The sequence below is a fragment of the Sulfurimonas sp. HSL1-2 genome (assembly GCF_039645565.1).
GTDB lineage: Bacteria > Campylobacterota > Campylobacteria > Campylobacterales > Sulfurimonadaceae > Thiomicrolovo > Thiomicrolovo zhangzhouensis.
Genome location: NZ_CP147914.1, coordinates 438,402 through 457,430, shown reverse-complemented (window position 1 = coordinate 457,430; position 19,029 = coordinate 438,402). Strand labels below are relative to the sequence as shown.

The window sequence follows — 19,029 nt, the reverse complement described above, 5'->3', positions numbered from 1 at the left end:
CGCCCTGCGGGAAAGCATTTGAGGCACGATCTTTCCTTGGTTCACTTTTTGACGTAGCTCCCGCTATGCCTGCAAAGCGCTCCAAAAAAATCTCATACCTCAAATCCTTTCTGAAATTCACGCAGGGAAATTGGAGGTGCCCTTGAGAAGTCAAGAGATCATTGAAACCCTGGACGCCCTGGTCGAGCAGAAGCTTCCGACCTTTTTGTGGGGGGCACCGGGCATCGGCAAATCCTCCGTCGTCAAGCAGATCGCCGAAGCGAAAGGCATGGGCTTTATCGACCTGCGCCTCTCGCTGATGGACCCGACCGACCTCAAGGGGATCCCCTTTTACGAAAACCAGGCGCACCAGGCCGTCTGGGCGCCGCCGTCGTTCCTGCCGCGGGAGGGAAGCGGGATCCTCTTCCTCGACGAGCTCAACACCGCCGCCCCCTCCGTACAGGCCTCGGCCTACCAGCTCATCCTCGACCGCAAAGTCGGCGAGTACGAACTGCCCGAGGGGTGGGCCATCGTCGCGGCGGGCAACCGCGAAAACGACCGGGGCGTCGTCTACCGCATGCCGCTGCCGCTGGCCAACCGCTTCATCCACCTGGAGATGGACGTCAACGTCGACGACTGGCGCCGCTGGGCTTACGGGCGGGGAATCGACGAGCGCATCATCGGCTACATCAGCGCCAACAACGCGGCCCTCTTCGGTTTCGACCCCGCCAGCGACACCAAGAGCTTCCCCACCCCGCGCAGCTGGGAGTTCGTCAACGGCATCCTTGCTTCGGGCATGCGCGATCAGCTGGCCCTGAACGCCATCGCCGGGGCCATAGGCGAGGAGCGCGCCGTCGATTTCATGGCCTTTGCCAAAGTGATGCACCTCCTGCCCGACACCGACGCCGTTTTGCGCGGGGAGTCGCACGAGGTCCCGGAGGATCTCAGCGCCCTCTACGCCCTCGCCTCCGCCCTCGTCGCAAAGGTGCTCAAAGCCCCCGATGACGACGTACTGGCACGCCTGCTCGACTACACGCACCTCCTCCCGCCGGAGTTCGCCGTCCTCATCGTCCAGGATCTCCAGAAAAACGGTGTCATGATGGACCACCTCGACGCCTACGGCAAGTGGGTCGGCAAGTTCGCCTTTCTTCTGCAATAAAAAGGTACAGCATGGCGCGCGCACGTAATAGAAAAAGGTTGACAACCGATCAACACCATTCATGCGCGGCAGCCGATTTGCCCTTTCTTCTTCCCGGTTCGGCTTCTTCTTTGGGCAAACAAAGAAGAAGGGGAACAAACACTTCGGATCTAACCCATGTCTGAAAAAGTCGCCGCCGAAAAACTGGGCAAGGCCAAGGCCACCCTCCTGCTCAACTCCCCCTACTTCGGCACCCTCGCCAGCCGCCTGGAGCTGGACACCAGCGACGACATCCCGGGCTTTCTCAGCAACGGCCTCCGGCTGGAGTACAACCCCGACTATGTCGAGAACCTGGATGCGCAGGAGTGCGAATTCATGCTCGCCAACGGCGCCATGCACGCCGCGCTCGTGCATGAACGGCGTCAGAACGGCCGCATGAGTTGGCTGTGGCAGCTGGCCACCGACCACGCCATCAACGCCATGCTCGTGCAAAACGGCTTTGCCCTGCCGCCGCAGGTCAATTACGACCCCCGTTTCGAGGGGATGTACGCCGAGGCGATCTACGCCCAGCTCAAAGACGAAATCAGAAACGAAGAGTACAGCGACGACGAGAGCAACGACACCGGCTTCAACGAGAACAACCAGCGCAAGCGCGACGAGCTGAAAAACGCCGAGGGGGACCACGATCCGGACAAAAAACGGCCGCAGATGGAGGTGGAGAACAGCGTCGAAGAGTCTTTATTCGAACATTTTGAAAAGGCCGTCCGCGAAATGCTGGAGCAGCAAGGAGACACCCCGCTGGGGCTGGAGCGCTTTTTCATCCCCACGACGAAGAGCGTCATCGACTGGCGCAGCGAACTCGCCCATGCCCTCAACCGCCACCTGCGCAGCGACTACCGCATGCTCCCGCCCTCAAAGAAACTGCTCTACAGCCACATCTACCTCCCTTCGCCCACTTCGGAGACCCTCGACCTTGTCATCGCCATCGACAGCTCCGGCTCCGTCGACGAGGTGCTGCTGGGGCGCTTCATCGCCGAGGTCGAGTCCCTGCTGGAGACCTTTGCCGACTACCGCATCGAGCTGCTTGTAAGCGATGCGAAGGTGCAGTCGCACCACCAGTTCTACCCCGGCGAACCGCTCGTCTTCGACCTCAAAGGCGGGGGCGGCACCGACTTCCGCCCCGTCTTCGAATGGACGGAGCGCCATGCCCCGATGGCCCCGCTGCTGCTCTACTTTACCGACTGCGACGGCCGTTTTCCGGACACGGAGCCCCTTATCGACACCGTCTGGATCACCCCCGAGACCGACAGGACGGTCCCCTTCGGAAAAGTCATCCCTATCACTTTATAGACAACAAAGCGCCTCTTAAGCGTGCAGTATCTATAATTCGCCCGCAAAGTGACAAGTAGGGATACGCAAGCCGAACGGACTTTGACACAAAAAAATTTATTGGAGAACTCCATGAAAAAGATTCTTTTTCTGATGGTTGCTTTCGCTGGCGCTGCTTTCGCAGCTGACGCTGATGTTGCAAACCAGACACTCAAAGCTTACTCTATGATCGCTGCAGGCGTCGGCCTCGGTCTCGCTGCTCTCGGTGGCGCTATCGGTATGGGTCACACTGCTGCTGCGACTATCGCAGGTACTGCTCGCAACCCGGGTCTGGGTGGTAAGCTCATGACGACTATGTTCATCGCCCTCGCGATGATCGAAGCTCAGGTCATCTATACACTCGTTATTGCCCTGATCGCTCTGTACGCTAACCCGTACCTCGGCTAATCAGCCGAAAAACCCGCGAAGGCTTCGGCCTTCGTTTTTTTTGACAGTCTGAAGAAATTTAAGCTGTTTATAACATTCTCGCCAGTATAATTCTGGTCTTTTAAAACTTACTGTTAAAACGCGACCGTGGTGGAATTGGTAGACACGCTATCTTGAGGGGGTAGTGCCAACTTGGTGTGCGAGTTCAAATCTCGCCGGTCGCACCATCTTCTAATTTTTTCACAACATCATTCAAATCCGACTCAAAACCCTGAAACAAAAAAAACATCGCTTATTTCTCTATACGCAATGCTGCCGTCTTTGCTGCAGATCCCACCCCTTCTGTCATCATTTTTATATGCTTCTAAGAGGGATCGTTTAATAATAAAATTATTGCTCTTACAAAGGATGGCATGATGATCCGGATGGGAATACTCTTACCCGCCTTCACGGCGTTGATTTTATTGGCTGCGTGTGGCGGTGGCGGCGGGGGAAGCAGTACCCCGACGGTGACCGGCCAGTTTATAGACGCCCCCGTCCAGGGGCTCTCCTATGCCTGTTCTTCCGGTACGGCCGGTACGACCGATGCCGGCGGCGGGTACACCTGCCCGGACGGCGACACCGTCACCTTCTCGGTCGGCGCCGTCACCATCGGAACCGTCACGGCCGAAAACGGCCCGGTCGCGCCCTACAGCTTCTTCCCTACCGACACCGTGGCCGCCGTCAACCTGGCACGGCTGCTGCAGTCGCTTGACGGGGACGGCGACCCGAACAACGGGCTCATCGATCTCAACAGCACATTGATCGCCTCCCTTCCTGCGGGGACGGATTTCAGTTCCCCCACTTTCGCCGCAGATGTCGAAGCGGCACTGGGGATCACGCTGGTCGGGGCGGTCGAAGCGATGCACGCGCTGGGCGAAGGGATGGCGGCCGTGGGCATGACCGTCCCGCTCACGGCGATCGCCGTTCCCGAAAGCGGTTCGGACATTGAGGTCAACGACACCATCGCCGTCGTTTTCACCCGGAGCATGGATACGACCAGCCTCCTGCTCTCCGGCACGATGAGTCCCCAGAGCAACGGCGGAGCCTGGAGCGCGGACGTCCATGCCAATGACCGCCTGACCTTATCTGCCAAAACCTACTGGACGGAAGGGGCCCAGACCCTCGTCATCGACGTCAACGACACCGGCGCCAATGCCCTGGATCAGCTCGCGCTCTCCTACACGGTGACGGCCCCCGCCGATGCCGATGCGGACGGCTACCCCTTTACCACCGACTGTAACGATACCAACCCCAATGTCTATCCGGGCGCAATCGAAATCATTGGGAACAACATCGACGACAACTGTAACGGTATGATCGACGAAGTCGAAGTCGAGGTCTGTGACGGCGACGACAACGACGGTGACGGCCTGATCGACAGTGCCGATCCGGACCTCATCGCGCCGCTTTGCGCATTACAGGACGGGGTCTGCAGCGGAGCCACCAAAACCTGTGGCGGCGCTGCCGGATGGCTCCCCTGCGACGACGCCGTTTACCTTGCACATGATCCCAACTATAACAGTTCCCTGGACCCATGTGACAGTCTCGACAACGACTGTGACGGCGCTACGGATGAGAACGGGGTAGTCTCCTGTGACGACGGCTACGCCTGTACGACAGATGTCTGTACCGCCGGGGCGTGTGCCAATACGCCCAACGACGCCTTCTGCGACGACGGCAACCCGTGTACGGCCCCTTACTGCGACCCGACGACCGGCTCATGCGATACCGCAGGGTGCAATATGTACTATCTCGTCGCCGGCACCGCCTGTGATGACCTTGACCCGCTGACGGTGGACGATGTCTGCGACGGCGCCGGGGTCTGCAGCGGTACGCCTTCTCCCGATGCCGACAGCGACGGGGTTTCAGACGCCGCGGAGACCATCAACGGGACAGACCCGAACGATGCCGATACGGACAACGACGGTCTCAACGACGGCCAGGAGCTCAGCGCCAATACCGACGCGCTCGACGCCGACACCGATGATGACGGCATCATGGATGGCCTTGAAGTCACCTACTCACTCAATCCGCTCGACAATGACAGCGACAACGACGGCCTCAACGACGGTCTCGAGATCGGAAAGTCTTCAGGTATTTCAGGCGGCACCAGCGACGGCGCGGCCGCCATTGCCTACAGCGGGACGAACCTCGCACTCTGGCAGCCGGACACCGACCCCACCACGCATACCGACCCCCTCGACCCCGACAGCGACAACGACGGCCTTTGCGACGGGTCGGCCACGGTCGCCCCGGTCTGCACGGGCGGCGAGGACATGGACACCAACGGCGCCGTCGGCGCTTCCGAGACGGACCCCGCCGATGCCGATACGGACGACGACGCCCTCGCCGACGGCAGCGACCCGCATCCGCTGGCACCAGACAGCTCCTCGGCGATGAAATTGGCGGGAGGGACCAGTGAAGGCGCCTATGCGCCCAATCGCATTCCCTACAGCGGTACCAGCTGTACCGACGCCGACGTGGACGGTTACTGCGCAACCCTGAGCGACTGCGACGATGCCGATGCCACGGTCAATCCCGGAGCGACGGAGATCTGGTACGACGGCATCGATGCGAACTGTGACAATATGAACGACTACGACCAGGACGGCGACACTTATGTCGCTTCAGCTTATAACGCCAATGCCGGTGGTAGCGCCCCTAATACCGATGACTGTGACGATACCAATGCCGCGATCAATCCGGGTGAAACAGAAGTCGCCGGCAATGACAAAGATGAGAACTGCAACGACTTGGTCGCCTGTTTCATAGATGCGGACCACGACACTTACGGTTCCTTTACCTCCGAGGAAGCCTATCCTGCTTTAAACGGTACCAGTCTGACCGCCGGCGCATGCGGCAGCAGCGCCGTTGACGGCTATGCGGACAACAGCATGGACTGTGCTGATGCCGATGCAACGGCCTATCCGGGTGCGACGGAAACGGTGGATGACGGCATCGACAGCAACTGCGACACCCGCGAACTCTGCTACAAGGATGCCGACAACGACGGCTACCGCCCCGACAGCACGAGCACCGTCCTCTCTTCGGACCTGGACTGCGTAGACTACGGTGAAGCCACCGCTGCCGACCCGACCGGAGACTGCGACGACAATGACCCACTTGTCTACCCGGGCAACGGTTGTCCAATATGACAGAGCCGTTGCACATTGAATAAATAAACAAAGTATCCCAAGAAGTCTCTTCTTGGGTAAAGAGCTTTACTTCCAAAAACAAAACTCTTCTATAAATCGACAATTTCAACAAAACAAATTATTCAGATCTTTTCAATAATACGAGCTGGTTCAAACACTTGTATTTCAAGCTTTGATCCAACGTTCTTAATATGGATATACCAAGGCAACCACTTTTCATATTCTCTTAAATATCGAATATTCTGCATGCTCAAAAATCTGTAGAGCTGATCTACGTTAGTAAAGAGTTCTGACGGCCCATAAAAGCTAAGAGCTGGCAAGGTAAAAGGCTTGAAGGTCTGCATACTCAAATGATAAATCAATGAACGAACTAGAACTGAATGTATGGCAATTCCATTAAAAATATCAAGAAACAAGGAAGGGTCTGGTAGATTTGTCTTCAATAAATAGGAGTTGGACCTATGAAAATATTTCATATTTTTTTAGCATTAGTAAATAATCATAAATTCAATACTATTAGTTTTCTTTTCGCTGTAGCTTCAATTCTTTTTGCTATTTACACAACTTATTTTAAAAATGACGATCCGATCTTCAGTATTCGAGTTGAAAAAGAACAGAACCTAATCGATATCAAAGAAGATATAGAAGAATTAACAATTCTATATAAAGAAAAAGATATCGACAAGATTCAAAAAACAATATCATCAATAATTTTTAAAATAAAAAATGAGGGAAATAAGCCTATTATTATTTCATACTACGATGACAATTATCCTATTAAAATTAATGTATCAAATGGAAAAATTCTCAAAACAGAAGTATTAACATCTAGCAATGAATATCTACAAAAGAATGCCATCCCTAAAATAATAAATGAGAACACTCTTACTTTGTCAAAAGTAATACTTGAGCCAGACGAATTTTATGACATAAAAGTTAGAGTACTACACGATGCAAAAACAAAACTTTTTTATAAAGTGAATGGAAAACTAGCATACGTTCCAACTTTGGAAATAAAAGAAAATGAGCAAAAAACAGATTACATAAAAGAAATATTTTCTGGAAGTCCTTTAATTCAAATAAGTCGATTCTTTTTCTTTTTTTTCATTTTGATACTAATGATTATGTTTACAGGATATTCTTATGGTTTCATGGACAAAAATATTTTTGTGAATGCTAGAAAGAAACTAATAGAAAATTTCAAACAAAAACATGAAGATATAGATAAAGATTTTGAGATAATTATCAAAGAATATCATGATAATGGGACCTCTTTAATTCAATCATATAGAATTATTAAAAAAATAGAAGAAGGTACATTTGTCCCTACACAAATATTAAATCTACATAATGATTCGATTTCTCAAAAAACAAAAGATTTTCTCGAAAAAAATGAAAAAACTATTTTAGATCTTCTAATAGATGCAAAAGTTATTAATGAAGAATTTGTACCTAGTAAAAATTTTGAAATATATAAAAAATTCACAGATTTTATTTATACTGACAATTAAGAAGCTAAGAATTAAGTTCAAAACTATTTAGTCTAGATTAATAGTATATTTTAAATATCACTGATCTAAACCGGTGGTTTTTATTCGAATCCCTCCTTACGAAAAACGGTGTATTTTTTCAAATCTTGCCGGTCGCGCCATCAAAGCAAAAACTTCCAAACTAGAAACTTTTCAAAAAATTTACAATTTCAACAAAACAGATCATTATCGTTTAATTCCAAAACCACTCCTAATTGGAAAGTGCATCGACATTAAGGATACAAGCAACAAATTATTCAGATTTTCTCAATAATACGAACCGGTTCAAACGCCTGAATTTCGGGCTTTCCTAAACACACTTTATATGAACGTACCATGGCAGGCATAATTCACACTCTTGCAAATAATAAATATTCTCCATTATTAAAGCTCTGTAAAGCTTGTTCCAAAAGTGTAAAAAGTTATGTCACAAAATGAAAACAAAGCGCCGGAAATATAACGTTCTTGAATAATTTATGCATCCCGCATTTTGAGTCATTGATGTGGATGTACTTCATGACATGGCAAGTAGAAATTTGATTGCACTTAATTTTGAAAGCCAGGGTGATTATTTTGAACGGCACCAATCCGTCTCAGATGAAAGTAGCATTGCAGGTGTGATTAGAGTGCCACTGGGAATGGCACTCCGGTCAGAATCAAAACCAGTAGAAGTGGTTTTAGACTATAACGCAAAACATATTTTAGTCTGTGGACTAGAAATTAGGGCTGAAAATCTAAGATTACCCTAATAAACAGACTAATATGTCACGTCTCACCACTTATGCTGGCAGCATAAGGATCAAGATATGGCAGCAAAATACTATGTAAGCAAAGAAGCAGGGAATTCAGGTGAACACGCAGTTCATAAAGAGGGTTGCACACAGTTACCGAGTGAGAGAATTTTCCTGGGCGGCTTTTCACACTGTCTGAATGCGCTTGAGGCAGCAAAAGTATTCTACCCGGCCGTAGATGGATGCGACTACTGCTCACCGATGTGTAGCAGATAGTAGACACCCCCTTGTCGGACCAATCCTAGGCATTGGGTCCGTCATGCAGGGTCTGTTTTTGCAGATCCCGCCGATCAAACTATCCAAACAGAAACTTCGTTCTTTAATCTTTCAAACCCCAAAACATCCTCAGTAAAAACTCTTCTCCAAAACGCCAAATACTATGCAATAAGTTCGTCCGCAAGAGAGGGGCTTGCATATATAATTGTTCAAATGCCACTACAGAGGAGCGGAAATGCAACTGCTTGAGGACAGCTACGGCAACGTCATCGCCGTCAGGAACATCTCGGGGGTCACCGGGATCTATGAAAACGAGAACTATGTCGCGAACAGCAACAAGATGGATGAGAAACTCTACTACTTCAAAATCATCGCGGGCATCGTGTGGACACGCTATTACAGCACGGTGGCCGAGGCGGAGACGTACAGAAACGCCGTCATCGAGGCCATGCAGCACACGCCGGACTGAATTGACCCATGGAATACGACATCATCGACGAGAAAATCCATATTTACAAAAATGCGGCGCGGACGACCACCTACGTCTACTGGCCCGAAGAGCTGATCAAGATAGTGGAAGCGCAGGAAGCGGGACTGAGGAGTATCGTGCTCCCCGATTTTGCCGAGATCCTGGCGGAAGTACTCGACGAGCGCCCCGAGTGCTTCGTGTGCCACTACAACTCGGACCTCGTCATGTGATGCTCAGGCGTGCTGCGGGTCTTCCATGATGGCGTAGGTGCCCGTAGCAAAGGCGACGAGCTTGCCTTCGTCGTGCAGTTCGATCGTGACAAAGGCCGTCTTGCGTCCCTGTCTCTTCACGGCGGCCGAGGCCAGCAGGTGCTTGCCAGATGCCGGTTTGAGGTAGTTGATCTTGATCTCCATGGTCACAGCCGTATAGCCCTCGTCCAGGTTGGAGACGGCGGCGTACCAGCCGGTGTTGTCCATGAGCGTCGAGATGACCCCGCCGTGCACGAAGCCCAGGTGCTGCAGATGGTGCGGCTGGACGTGAAGCTCCACCTCCGCTTCGCCCTGCTCCGCGCGCTTCAGTGTCGCGCCGGTGTGTTCGAGAAAAGGGAATTTGATTGCCTGCATTGCATCTCCTTTTTTGGAGCGATTTTACCCGGGAAACGTAGCAAATCCGTAGCAGCAGACCCATAGCTTCATTTCCATCCGTGGCCATTTACAGTAAAATAATACATCAATAGACTACGTCAAAGGATTCTTGATGCGTAAATCCATGCTTTTTATCCCGCTGCTGCTGGGGACCCTCTCGGCCAATGCCTGGGCGCAGCGGGCGGACCTCTATTTCGGTCTGAACCTTTTCGGCAGCGAAAACAAATTCGATTTTGAAGCCAACGGCTATCATGAAAGACCATCGATCGGCAGTAAAGGTTTCGCCCTTAAATTCGGGGCCGTCCTCTACGACGGGTGGCGCCTGCAGGGCTATCTGCTCGGTGAACTCTTCGACGAGCCGCTCTTTGACTACTCGAACGACGAGCTGTACGAGCTCGGGCTGGATGTCATGAAAACCTTCGAAACGTACTCGGCACTGATGCCCTTTATCCAGGCGGGAATCGGCAGCGGCTCGATGCGGCTTGACAGCTATTACTACCCTGATGACGACCGTATCAACGAACTCAGTCTCAAGATCGGGGCAGGACTTATCTTCCGCATCGCGCCGCAGCTGGAGCTGATGGGCGGCGTCGATTTTCAGTGGCGCACATGGCAGGACATCACGTATTACACGCCAAGCTACACCAAGCTCTCGACGGATGACAACTCCGTACGCTACTACGGCGGGATCAACTTCCTCTTTTAACAAAACGCGCGCGGGTGCGTGCGCTCAGGGACCTAGTGGTCGATCCTGTTTTCGATGTACTGGTAGAGATAATCGGTGGAGTCGGGGACGGTCATAAACGTTTTGTCGGGATGAACAGCCTCTTTGTCCACCGGTATAAACGCGAGCACCCGCCCGGGGTGTTTGAGGTCATCACGCTGGTAGAACATCTCCAGGAACTTTGCCATCTTCACCTTCATATTGCCGAATGAGGGGTCGGCCAGGTAGACGAAGTCGCCGCGGATCCCCTTGAAGACGGTAAAGTGTTCGAAGCGGCGGATCTTGACATAGAGGATGACCGGAATCCGCAGCTTGCGCAGGGCATCGATATCCATCGCAACACCCACGCCCCTGAACCCGATGGTCTGCCCGTAATCGGCGAGATCGGCAAACGAGAGGGCGAAATCGCTCTTCTCAAGTTTGTGGGCATCGCTTCCGACGCCTTTCATTTTCAGGACCGTCTGCACGATACCGTTCTCGGTCACGTTCTGCTCGTAAAAATGGTTCATGATCGTCGCCATCGACGCCGCACCGCACGAGAAGTCGTAGCGCTGGCGTACGACATCCTGCTCTTTGAGCTCGCTCCAGCTTTTCACCGGAACCCTGACGGTGTACTCCTGCTCGATGATCGGCATGGCGGTTTTCACCTCGCCCTCCGCCTGGCCGGCATACACATCAGCCGCCGCGAGCAGCCAGAGTGCCGGGAAGAGTGCCTGCAATGCCCGTTTCATCAGAACCGCTTTGAGTAGATAAGGTTGATCGTGTTCTGGCTGTACGTGGCCGTTTCGTTGTTGCTGGCATCCAGAGAGATGATGTTGCCCCGGGAGACCTCGTAGCTCACCCCGATGTTGTAGCCGATGGAGGATTCCGCAATCGTCTCCACTTTGCCGTTAAAGCGCTGCTCCGTCTGGTAGCGGTAGGTCACACCCCAGCTGAGGTTGGTATAGGGGTTGACGGCAAAGTAGACCTGCGGCGAAATCGCCAGGATATCCGGACGGTCACCCGTATCGCCTTTGTAATCCTCTTCCACACTCCACTGGTACTGCGCTTTGAAGACGAAAACAACCGGGTCCACCGTGTAGTAGGAGAGCGCATAGAAGTTGAACGATTCAAACGTCTTGTCCTGCTTCGTCGTCCCGATGACGTTGCCGTCGACATCGCGGTCTGCAAAGGTCAGCCGGCCGATCACGTTGGTCGAGACCCCCACCAGCAGCGAGGGGTATACACCCTCATCCTTGACCCTGAACGTCGCCCCGATACCGGCATGGTCAAAATCCGTGTCGGCCTGGTTCGCGATCGCGTCGCCGAGCTGCACGCGGCTGGAAGTATTATGCCCGTTGGCATACATGACCAGTTCAAGCCAATCGGTCAGACCGTACTTGAGGTTGAGGGATGTAACGACCACGTCCTGGTCGAGGACCTGCTCGCCCGCGTACGCCGGGATGTAGATGAACGAAAGCAGCGTCGAGACCGGGACCACCGTACTCATCGCCGTTTTTTGGTCGATGTTGGAATACGCGACGGAGACATCGACGTTGAACGCATTCTTTTTGGAAAGAAGCTCTTCGACTTTCAGCGGAGTCTGGCCGTCCGCGTGCAGCAGTGTCGAGAGCAGTGTCGCCGCACCTAAAAAGCCAAATAATGCTTTTTTGTTGAACATAAATAACCTTTGTGTAATTTCATCATGATTTTAGGGGGATTCAACTTAAAAAGTAAAAGCAGAAAAGGGGTGGCGTGCAGGTTGACACCTGCACACCGGGGTATGTTACAGTGAGGAAACGACCGCACCGACCAGTGCCGGGAGTCCGGAGTCGATGGTAAGCGGATCTCTACCTGTATCAATGCTCAGCAGGCCGCCGACGTTGACATCGAGGTCAGCCGTGATCGGGAATGCCGCGCCGAGTGCAGCCGGTACCAGCCCGAGCAGTGCGCCGAGGTTGAGGCTAGCGAGCAGATCCGTCAGGATCGGACCTGCAACCGGGATCGCGCCGAGTGCACCGAGTGCTTCGAGGAGTTGACCTTCCGTCTGTGCCATTTCCGCACCACTCATCGTTACGACATTGACACTGTCCTGACCAAACATGAACTGTGCATCCGCTGTGCCGAAATCTGCAGCGCTAACGCTTGTGATCATACCTGCAACTGCAATACTTGCCAACACTTTTTTCATCTTTTCTCCTTTAGATGTGATACCTGAAGCGTTTGAATTAACGTTCGTACGTAAACTTTATACCGTATCACATTAAACTATTGTTAAAAATACAACAATTTTTAAATAATTTAGCCTTTCGTATAGAAATCACAATTAAAACATTGAAAAACAGAAATTTTTTTTCTTTTCATCACAAAAATATCAATGTGATACGGATCAGAACCGTGCTGTTGCTGTCGTTAAAAGAAGGTTGATTTGGAATAGGGAAAGAAGAACCCCTCCCCGGAGGGAGGGTAAGGGTAAGAGGGGTGTGTTAACCGAGCAGCGGGAGGCCGCCGCCGAGCAGACCGCCAACGAGCGGAAGACCGCCGCCGAGCAGACCTGAAAGCAGACCGTCAACAGTATCGAGCAGACCAGAAACGATTGGTCCGACGAGCGGCAGGCTGCCGACAATGTTAAGAACCGGGTCGAGGATAGTCAGACCGAGCAGTTGTCCCTGCGTACCGACCATTTCAGCACCAGTCATTGCGACTGCATCTACATTGCTCGCACCGAACATAAACTGCGCATCAGTAGCTGCCAGTTCTGCTGCAGATGCAACTGAAGTGATACCTGCCGCTGCTGCGACACCCATCATCATCTTTTTCATATATACACTCCTGTAAAAATCTGAAGACCGTTGAGCCGTCCTCTGCAAAATATTATTTTCTTTTTTATTAAATAGAATTGAATTTAACAGTTTCCTAACTATTTTACCAAACTGTAATGTTTTTGTTTAACTTTTTTTCATCTTTACACACACTATAACATTATTTATTAATATTTATTGCTTTTGTTACTATTTTTTATCCTTTGACATTGATGCCGCTGCCGGCTGTAACCCCTTTGAAACACCTGCGCGTTACGATTTCCGACTTATCGTCACGGAGCAAGCAACTATGCGCATCTGCATTTTTACCGACACCCTCGGTGATCTTAACGGCGTCTCGCGTTTTATCCAGGATATGGGGGAACAGGCCCTCGCAAACGGTATCGACCTCCATATTGTCGCCTCAACCGCCAAATACTGTCCCAATCTTCCCAATGTCCACAACCTGCCTCCCCGCTGGAGGGTCCCTATGCCCTTCTACCGTGAACTGGACCTGGCCTATCCCTCTTCCGAAGCGCTCGAGAGGGTCCTGAGGGAGCTGCGCCCTGACATCCTGCATATCTCCACCCCGGGGCCGGTCGGCATCATCGCCAAGAAACTGGCCGTTAAACACAAGCTGCCCGTGCTCGGCACCTACCATACGGACTTTCCCGCCTATATCCGCGACAATACGGGGCTCGCCTGGGCCAAGCGGGCCGCCGACCGGGTCATGCAGCGCTTCTACCTGCCGTTTGAACGGGTCTTTACCCGCTCGTCCGAATACCTTGACATTATGGAAAAGGAGATCGGGATCGACCGCACACGCAGCGCACTGCTCCCCCCGGGCACCAACCGGACCCGCTTCCACCCCTCCCATAAAGACACGACTGTCTTCGCCAAATACGGCGTAACGGGAGAAGGCCCGAAAGTGCTCTATGTCGGGCGGATCTCCAAAGAGAAAAACGTCCCCTTTCTGCTGGATGTCTGGCAGCGCTACAAGGCCTGCAACCCCGATAGTACGGCCGAACTGCTGCTCGTAGGCGAGGGCTTTCTGCGCCACAAGCGCGCCAACCTCGCCCTCGATGACGTCACCTTTGCCGGCCCCGTCATCGGCGACGACCTCTCCATGCTCTACGCTTCGAGCGATCTTTTCGTCTTCCCCTCCGTCACCGATACGCTCGGCCAGGTCGTAATGGAGGCACAGGCGAGCCGGGTCTGCTGCCTTGTGTCGGACGTGGGCGGTCCGCAGAGCATCGTCAACCACGGCGGCGGGGCCGGAGGCATGGTCGTCAGGGGCAATGACGCCGACGCCTGGATTGATGCCTTGGAAGCCCTGCTTGAAAATGCTACACTACGGCAAAATTTCGCACGTCGTGGGTATGAGAACATGCAGCATTTCGACATCAAAGTCTCGTTCACGCACTTTATAGAGACCCACAGCGATGCCCTGAAGCGGCTGCACCGGTGACCCCGCAGCGCCAGGGCGAGCTCTACGCCGTCGTGCTCTCGCTGCTGGAGAGCTGGTTTCCCATTCTCGCCCTCGTTGCCGTCCAGTCCATCGGTCCGCTGAACACCTACGGCTTCATCCTTATTATCGCCACCGCCGTACTGCTGCTCCTGCTCTATGTGCGGGAGGGGTTCGGCGGGCTTGCCGACAGGGAGGCCCTTCCCGACCTGCTGTGGACCTCCTTTTATATCACCCTGCTCTTCACCCTCGTTTTTATCGGGCTGCGCTATACGACGGCAGGGAACATGGCTGTCATCCTGACGCTTCAGCTCTTCTTCTCCTACCTCTATTTCAATCTGCCGGGACGGGAGAAGCTCGATGCGTTGCATACCTTCGCCGCCTTTTTGATGGGATCGGGGGCCGTCATTATTCTCTTTCCCGCGACCTTCATCTTCAACCCGGGCGACCTGCTCATCCTCATTGCCGCCGCGACCGCCCCGCTGGCGAACTTCTACCAGAAGCGTGCCCGCCAGCGGGTCAGCGCCCTCACCATCCTCACCTTCCGTAACCTGGCGGCCCTACCCGTGCTCTTCGGCGCCGCACTGCTCTTCGAGGGCCTGCCCACCTTCGAAGCGCTCCTGAAGGTCCTCCCCGCCATCGCCGCTGTCGCGCTCCTTGTCTACGTCCTGGCCAAGATCCTCTGGATCGAAGCCCTGCACCGTATCGGCATCACCAAGCTCAGTGCCATGATCGCCTTCATGCCGCTTTTTACGCTGATCTTTGCCTACCCGACCCTGGGGGAGATCCCGACGCTGCGGCAGATGCTCGGCACCCTCCCGATCCTGCTCGGCGCCTACCTCATCACCCGTCCCGCCCCAGCAGCGCGCGTTCCGTAACCGCTTCGATAACAATTCTTCGCTATAATATAACCCATTCCAATATTTTTCCCGAGCTGCCTATGACCAATCTGAAAGACCCAAAATTCTATTTTAACCGTGAACTCTCCTGGCTGCAGTTCAACACCCGTGTGCTGCAGCAGGCCCAGGACAAAAAACAGCCGCTGCTCGAGCGCCTGAAGTTCCTTGCCATCTACGGAACCAACCTCGACGAGTTTTACATGATCCGCGTTGCGGGGCTTAAAAAGCTCTTCACCTCCGGGATCATCCTCTCCGGCCCCGACCGCCTCACCCCGCTGCAGCAGCTGCGCGAGATCCGCAAGTACCTCCACCGGGAGCTGCAGGTCGTCGAACATACCTTTATCGAGATCATGTCCGGCCTGAAAGACGAGGGGATCTTCCTCAAACGCTATTCGGAGCTGAACAACCAGGAGAAGGGGGAAGTCAACCGTTACTTCCATGAACATATCTACCCGGTCATCGTCCCGATCGCCGTCGACGGCACCCACCCCTTCCCGCACCTGAACAACCTCAGCTTCGGCCTCATCGTCAAACTCCAGGACAACGACGATCCAAACGTCCAGCGCTACGGCCTGGTGCGCATCCCGCGGGTTCTGCCACGCTTCGTACAGATCGGTACCGGCATTTACGTCCCCATCGGCAGCATCGTCGCCCAGCACATCGATGAGCTCTTCCCGGGCTACACCCTGCTGCAGTACACTCCTTTCCGCGTCACGCGCAACGCCGACATCACCATCGAAGAGGAGGAGGCCGACGACTTCATGGAGATGCTCGAAGAGGGGCTCAAGCTCCGTAAAAAAGGGGAGCTGGTCCGTCTCGAGATCGGGGTCGACGCCGACGACGAGCTTATCGACTTCTTCAACCGCCATACCAACGTCTATAAAGACGACCTCTACCGCTTCAAGATCGTGCTGAACCTCGCCAGCCTCTGGCAGATCGTCGGCAACAAGGATTTTGCGCACCTCGTCGCGGCGCCGTACAAACCGCGGAACCTGCCCCCGCTGGATTCCGAGGACAGCATCTACTCCGTCCTCGACAAACAGGACGTCTTGCTCTACCACCCCTACGAGAGCTTCGAGCCTATCGTCAAATTCATCCAGGCGGCGGCCAAAGACCCCGATGTCGTCTCCATCCGGATGACGCTCTACCGCAGCGGGACGAACTCCCCCATCGTCAACGCCCTGATGCAGGCGGCCGAATCGGGCAAGCAGGTCACGACCATGGTCGAACTCAAGGCGCGTTTCGACGAGGAGAACAACCTCATCTGGGCCAAGGCGCTGGAGAGCGCGGGGGCGCACGTCATCTACGGCATCCCCGGCTTCAAGGTCCACGCCAAGGCCGCCCTCGTCACCCGCAAGGTCGGCGACAAGCTCAAACAGTACGCCCACCTGGGCACGGGGAACTACAACCCCGGTACGGCGAAGATCTATACGGACGTCAGCTATATGACCTCCAACGAGGCGATCACGAACGATATGACACGCTTCTTCCACTTCCTGACGGGATTCAGCAAGAAAGGGAAACTGAACAAGCTTTACATGTCCCCGACACAGACGAAGCCGAAGATCCTCTCGCTGATCCAGAACGAGACCCGCATGGGGACGGAGGGGCGCATCATCGTCAAGGTCAACTCCCTCGTCGACGAGGATGTCATCCGTGCCCTCTACAAGGCCTCGCAGGCCGGGGTCAAAATCGACCTGATCGTCCGCGGGATCTGCTGCCTCGTCCCGGGCATCGAAGGGGTGAGCGAAAATATCCGGGTCACCTCGCTGATCGGGAAGTACCTCGAGCATGCCCGTGTCTTCTACTTCAAACACGGCCACCCGCAGATGTACATCTCCAGCGCCGACTGGATGCCGCGGAACCTCGTGCGCCGTATCGAACTGATGACGGGAATCGAGGACGAAGAGTCCAAAGAGAAGCTCCTGCAGCTGCTCACCCTCCAGCTCACGGACAACGTCCTTTCCCATGAACTGCAGAGCGACGGAAGCTACCACAGGGTCGAGTCCGGCGAAAACCCGGTCAACTCCCAGCTCCTGCTCGAACAGCATACGACCAAACTCTACAAGTCGTCGAAAAAACGCGATACGAACTACATCAACAAACTGGCCTCCCGCCTCTTCAAAGAGAGCTGAGGCCGCCGCAAGGAGCAGCAATGACCTACCCTTTCAAACAATGGGAACCCCAGATCGGCGACGATTCCTGGATCGCAAAGAGCGCCGACGTCATCGGGAATGTCACCATGGGTGAATCCTGCGCCGTCTGGTTCGGCTGCGTCGTGCGCGGGGACGTCCACCGCATCGTCATCGGCGACCGGACCAATGTTCAGGACCTCTCCATGATCCACGTCACCCACTACAAAAAGCCCGACATGAGCGACGGCCACCCGACCATCATCGGCAGCGACGTCACCATCGGCCACCGCGTCATGCTCCACGGCTGCACGATCGAAGACGCCTGTCTGATCGGCATGAGCGCGACCATCCTCGACGGCGCCGTCATCGGCAAGGAGTCCATCGTCGGTGCCGGGGCGCTGGTCACGAAGAACAAAGTCTTCCCGCCCCGTTCGCTCATCATGGGCTCCCCGGCCAAAGTCGTCCGTGAACTGTCCGATGAAGAGGTCAAAGAGCTTTACGCCTCCGCAGAACGCTATGTCGCGTTCAAAGAGGATTTCCGCATCGCGGGTGCCTGACACACCGGGACCATGGACTTTTTTATCCTCGCCGACATCATCGGCATCGTTGCCTTTGCCCTGAGCGGTTTCCTCGCCGGGGTACGCCACCGGCTTGACCTGCTGGGGCTGATTATCGTCGCTTCCCTGACGGCGCTCGGCGGCGGGGTCATCCGCGACCTCATGCTTGACCGCACCCCCTTCGCCTTTACCCACTACTACCCGGCAGTGACCGTCATTGCCAGCGTCGTGCTAGCCCTGGCCCTCCGCCTCTACCGCCGGGACGCGCTGGAACGCAAATGGCTCTTTATCATCAGCGACACGGTGGGCCTCGTCGCCTTCAGCATCACCGGCGCCCTGCTGGGCCTCGCGGCGGAATTCAACTTTTTCGGCATCATCATCGTCAGCTTCCTCACCGCCATCGGCGGCGGGGTGACCCGCGACGTTCTCGTCAATACCGTTCCCGCCATCCTCACCAGCGACTTCTACGGCACCATCGCCGTCATCGTCGCCGTCCTGCTGATCCTGCTCGATGCCCTCGGCTGGCTGAACGACACGGCCATTCTCGCCGTCGCCCTCTTTGCCACCGTGCTCCGCCTGGTCGCCCATTACCGCGGCTGGCACCTCCCCCACCTCGACCTTCCCCCACGCTGAAACCCGTACTTTCACGGGGGCACTCAGATAACTTTTTATTATTTTTCAGAAAAATGTGAATAAAATGTGATTGTCTGTATGATAAATGGAAAAAGTTTGCCTATCGTGCACACGATTT

At 54.2% G+C, this 19,029-nt stretch carries 19 protein-coding genes and 1 tRNA gene; 14 read left to right on the top strand and 6 right to left on the bottom strand.

Annotated elements, in window-relative coordinates; genetic code table 11:
• The first annotated feature begins 136 nt into the window (after positions 1-136).
• The 5 genes from WCX18_RS02350 to WCX18_RS02330 all read left to right on the top strand — a co-directional run bounded on the left by WCX18_RS02350 (position 137) and on the right by WCX18_RS02330 (position 6,069).
• Positions 137-1,138: a MoxR family ATPase gene (locus WCX18_RS02350; RefSeq protein WP_345989230.1), complete on the top strand. Its 1,002-nt coding sequence runs from the start codon at positions 137-139 to the stop codon at positions 1,136-1,138.
• A gap of 156 nt (positions 1,139-1,294) precedes the next feature.
• A complete protein-coding gene (locus tag WCX18_RS02345) occupies positions 1,295-2,467 on the top strand; it encodes a VWA-like domain-containing protein (protein ID WP_345989228.1) in 1,173 nt (390 codons plus the stop codon).
• Between the two features lie 111 nt (positions 2,468-2,578).
• On the top strand, positions 2,579-2,893 hold the full coding sequence (locus tag WCX18_RS02340; protein ID WP_231020210.1) for a F0F1 ATP synthase subunit C: 315 nt from the start codon (positions 2,579-2,581) through the stop codon (positions 2,891-2,893).
• Positions 2,894-3,013: 120 nt separating this feature from the next.
• A tRNA-Leu gene (locus WCX18_RS02335) sits at positions 3,014-3,099 on the top strand.
• A gap of 198 nt (positions 3,100-3,297) precedes the next feature.
• Positions 3,298-6,069 (top strand): MopE-related protein, encoded by a 2,772-nt coding sequence (locus WCX18_RS02330; protein ID WP_345989226.1) that lies wholly within the window; start codon positions 3,298-3,300, stop codon positions 6,067-6,069.
• Positions 6,070-6,191: 122 nt separating this feature from the next.
• Here WCX18_RS02330 and WCX18_RS02325 read toward each other — a convergent pair whose 3' ends face one another.
• Entirely contained in the window at positions 6,192-6,413 is a 222-nt protein-coding gene (locus tag WCX18_RS02325; RefSeq protein ID WP_345989224.1) for a hypothetical protein, read from the bottom strand.
• A gap of 117 nt (positions 6,414-6,530) precedes the next feature.
• Here WCX18_RS02325 and WCX18_RS02320 point away from each other — a divergent pair, with 117 nt between their 5' ends.
• The 3 genes from WCX18_RS02320 (at position 6,531) to WCX18_RS02310 (ending at position 9,304) form a co-directional block, all read left to right on the top strand.
• Entirely contained in the window at positions 6,531-7,580 is a 1,050-nt protein-coding gene (locus WCX18_RS02320; protein ID WP_345989223.1) for a hypothetical protein, read from the top strand.
• A 1,260-nt stretch (positions 7,581-8,840) separates the two neighbouring features.
• A complete protein-coding gene (locus WCX18_RS02315) occupies positions 8,841-9,074 on the top strand; it encodes a hypothetical protein (RefSeq protein WP_345989221.1) in 234 nt (77 codons plus the stop codon).
• Between the two features lie 8 nt (positions 9,075-9,082).
• Positions 9,083-9,304, top strand: a complete 222-nt coding sequence (locus WCX18_RS02310) for a hypothetical protein (protein ID WP_345989219.1) — start codon at positions 9,083-9,085, stop codon at positions 9,302-9,304.
• A 3-nt stretch (positions 9,305-9,307) separates the two neighbouring features.
• Here the strand turns inward: WCX18_RS02310 and WCX18_RS02305 are convergent, their stop codons facing one another.
• On the bottom strand, positions 9,308-9,697 hold the full coding sequence (locus tag WCX18_RS02305) for a PaaI family thioesterase (RefSeq protein WP_345989217.1): 390 nt from the start codon (positions 9,695-9,697) through the stop codon (positions 9,308-9,310).
• Positions 9,698-9,830: 133 nt separating this feature from the next.
• On the opposite strand from WCX18_RS02305, the gene WCX18_RS02300 reads away from it, so the two are divergent.
• Positions 9,831-10,424 (top strand): hypothetical protein, encoded by a 594-nt coding sequence (locus WCX18_RS02300; RefSeq protein WP_345989214.1) that lies wholly within the window; start codon positions 9,831-9,833, stop codon positions 10,422-10,424.
• Positions 10,425-10,456: 32 nt separating this feature from the next.
• Here WCX18_RS02300 and WCX18_RS02295 read toward each other — a convergent pair whose 3' ends face one another.
• The 4 genes from WCX18_RS02295 to WCX18_RS02280 form a co-directional block, all read right to left on the bottom strand.
• Complete coding sequence (locus WCX18_RS02295) at positions 10,457-11,173, bottom strand: C39 family peptidase (protein WP_345989212.1); 717 nt, start codon at positions 11,171-11,173, stop codon at positions 10,457-10,459.
• Complete coding sequence (locus WCX18_RS02290) at positions 11,173-12,102, bottom strand: hypothetical protein (protein ID WP_345989210.1); 930 nt, start codon at positions 12,100-12,102, stop codon at positions 11,173-11,175. Before WCX18_RS02290 ends, WCX18_RS02295 begins: the two co-directional genes overlap by 1 nt.
• 105 nt (positions 12,103-12,207) lie before the next feature.
• On the bottom strand, positions 12,208-12,576 hold the full coding sequence (locus WCX18_RS02285) for a hypothetical protein (protein WP_345985974.1): 369 nt from the start codon (positions 12,574-12,576) through the stop codon (positions 12,208-12,210).
• A gap of 331 nt (positions 12,577-12,907) precedes the next feature.
• A complete protein-coding gene (locus WCX18_RS02280) occupies positions 12,908-13,243 on the bottom strand; it encodes a hypothetical protein (RefSeq protein WP_345989208.1) in 336 nt (111 codons plus the stop codon).
• A 289-nt stretch (positions 13,244-13,532) separates the two neighbouring features.
• Between WCX18_RS02280 and WCX18_RS02275 the strand changes: the two genes are divergently transcribed.
• From WCX18_RS02275 to WCX18_RS02255, 5 genes are all read left to right on the top strand, one after another.
• Positions 13,533-14,690: a glycosyltransferase family 1 protein gene (locus WCX18_RS02275; protein ID WP_345989207.1), complete on the top strand. Its 1,158-nt coding sequence runs from the start codon at positions 13,533-13,535 to the stop codon at positions 14,688-14,690.
• Positions 14,687-15,565, top strand: coding sequence for a DMT family transporter (locus WCX18_RS02270; RefSeq protein WP_345989205.1), 879 nt, complete (start codon positions 14,687-14,689; stop codon positions 15,563-15,565). The genes WCX18_RS02275 and WCX18_RS02270 overlap by 4 nt, the downstream gene beginning before the upstream one ends.
• Before the next feature lie 62 nt (positions 15,566-15,627).
• The gene (locus tag WCX18_RS02265; RefSeq protein ID WP_345989203.1) at positions 15,628-17,721 is read left to right on the top strand and encodes an RNA degradosome polyphosphate kinase; all 2,094 of its coding nucleotides are present in this window, start codon (positions 15,628-15,630) and stop codon (positions 17,719-17,721) included.
• A gap of 20 nt (positions 17,722-17,741) precedes the next feature.
• Positions 17,742-18,278 carry a gamma carbonic anhydrase family protein gene (locus tag WCX18_RS02260; RefSeq protein ID WP_345989201.1) on the top strand — a complete coding sequence of 179 codons (537 nt, stop codon included), beginning with the start codon at positions 17,742-17,744 and terminating at the stop codon, positions 18,276-18,278.
• A gap of 12 nt (positions 18,279-18,290) precedes the next feature.
• Positions 18,291-18,911, top strand: a complete 621-nt coding sequence (locus tag WCX18_RS02255; RefSeq protein WP_345989199.1) for a trimeric intracellular cation channel family protein — start codon at positions 18,291-18,293, stop codon at positions 18,909-18,911.
• Positions 18,912-19,029: the final 118 nt, after the last annotated feature.

What these genes read in the sequence shown, in the direction of transcription:
- WCX18_RS02345 (WP_345989228.1), top strand. Translation starts at nt 1,295, where the DNA reads ATGTCTGAAAAAGTCGCCGCCGAAAAACTGGGCAAGGCCAAGGCCACC.
- WCX18_RS02340 (WP_231020210.1), top strand. Translation starts at nt 2,579, where the DNA reads ATGAAAAAGATTCTTTTTCTGATGGTTGCTTTCGCTGGCGCTGCTTTC.
- WCX18_RS02330 (WP_345989226.1), top strand. Translation starts at nt 3,298, where the DNA reads ATGGGAATACTCTTACCCGCCTTCACGGCGTTGATTTTATTGGCTGCG.
- WCX18_RS02325 (WP_345989224.1), bottom strand. Translation starts at nt 6,413, where the DNA reads ATGCAGACCTTCAAGCCTTTTACCTTGCCAGCTCTTAGCTTTTATGGG.
- WCX18_RS02320 (WP_345989223.1), top strand. Translation starts at nt 6,531, where the DNA reads ATGAAAATATTTCATATTTTTTTAGCATTAGTAAATAATCATAAATTC.
- WCX18_RS02315 (WP_345989221.1), top strand. Translation starts at nt 8,841, where the DNA reads ATGCAACTGCTTGAGGACAGCTACGGCAACGTCATCGCCGTCAGGAAC.
- WCX18_RS02310 (WP_345989219.1), top strand. Translation starts at nt 9,083, where the DNA reads ATGGAATACGACATCATCGACGAGAAAATCCATATTTACAAAAATGCG.
- WCX18_RS02305 (WP_345989217.1), bottom strand. Translation starts at nt 9,697, where the DNA reads ATGCAGGCAATCAAATTCCCTTTTCTCGAACACACCGGCGCGACACTG.
- WCX18_RS02300 (WP_345989214.1), top strand. Translation starts at nt 9,831, where the DNA reads ATGCGTAAATCCATGCTTTTTATCCCGCTGCTGCTGGGGACCCTCTCG.
- WCX18_RS02295 (WP_345989212.1), bottom strand. Translation starts at nt 11,173, where the DNA reads ATGAAACGGGCATTGCAGGCACTCTTCCCGGCACTCTGGCTGCTCGCG.
- WCX18_RS02290 (WP_345989210.1), bottom strand. Translation starts at nt 12,102, where the DNA reads ATGTTCAACAAAAAAGCATTATTTGGCTTTTTAGGTGCGGCGACACTG.
- WCX18_RS02285 (WP_345985974.1), bottom strand. Translation starts at nt 12,576, where the DNA reads ATGATCACAAGCGTTAGCGCTGCAGATTTCGGCACAGCGGATGCACAG.
- WCX18_RS02280 (WP_345989208.1), bottom strand. Translation starts at nt 13,243, where the DNA reads ATGAAAAAGATGATGATGGGTGTCGCAGCAGCGGCAGGTATCACTTCA.
- WCX18_RS02275 (WP_345989207.1), top strand. Translation starts at nt 13,533, where the DNA reads ATGCGCATCTGCATTTTTACCGACACCCTCGGTGATCTTAACGGCGTC.
- WCX18_RS02265 (WP_345989203.1), top strand. Translation starts at nt 15,628, where the DNA reads ATGACCAATCTGAAAGACCCAAAATTCTATTTTAACCGTGAACTCTCC.
- WCX18_RS02260 (WP_345989201.1), top strand. Translation starts at nt 17,742, where the DNA reads ATGACCTACCCTTTCAAACAATGGGAACCCCAGATCGGCGACGATTCC.
- WCX18_RS02255 (WP_345989199.1), top strand. Translation starts at nt 18,291, where the DNA reads ATGGACTTTTTTATCCTCGCCGACATCATCGGCATCGTTGCCTTTGCC.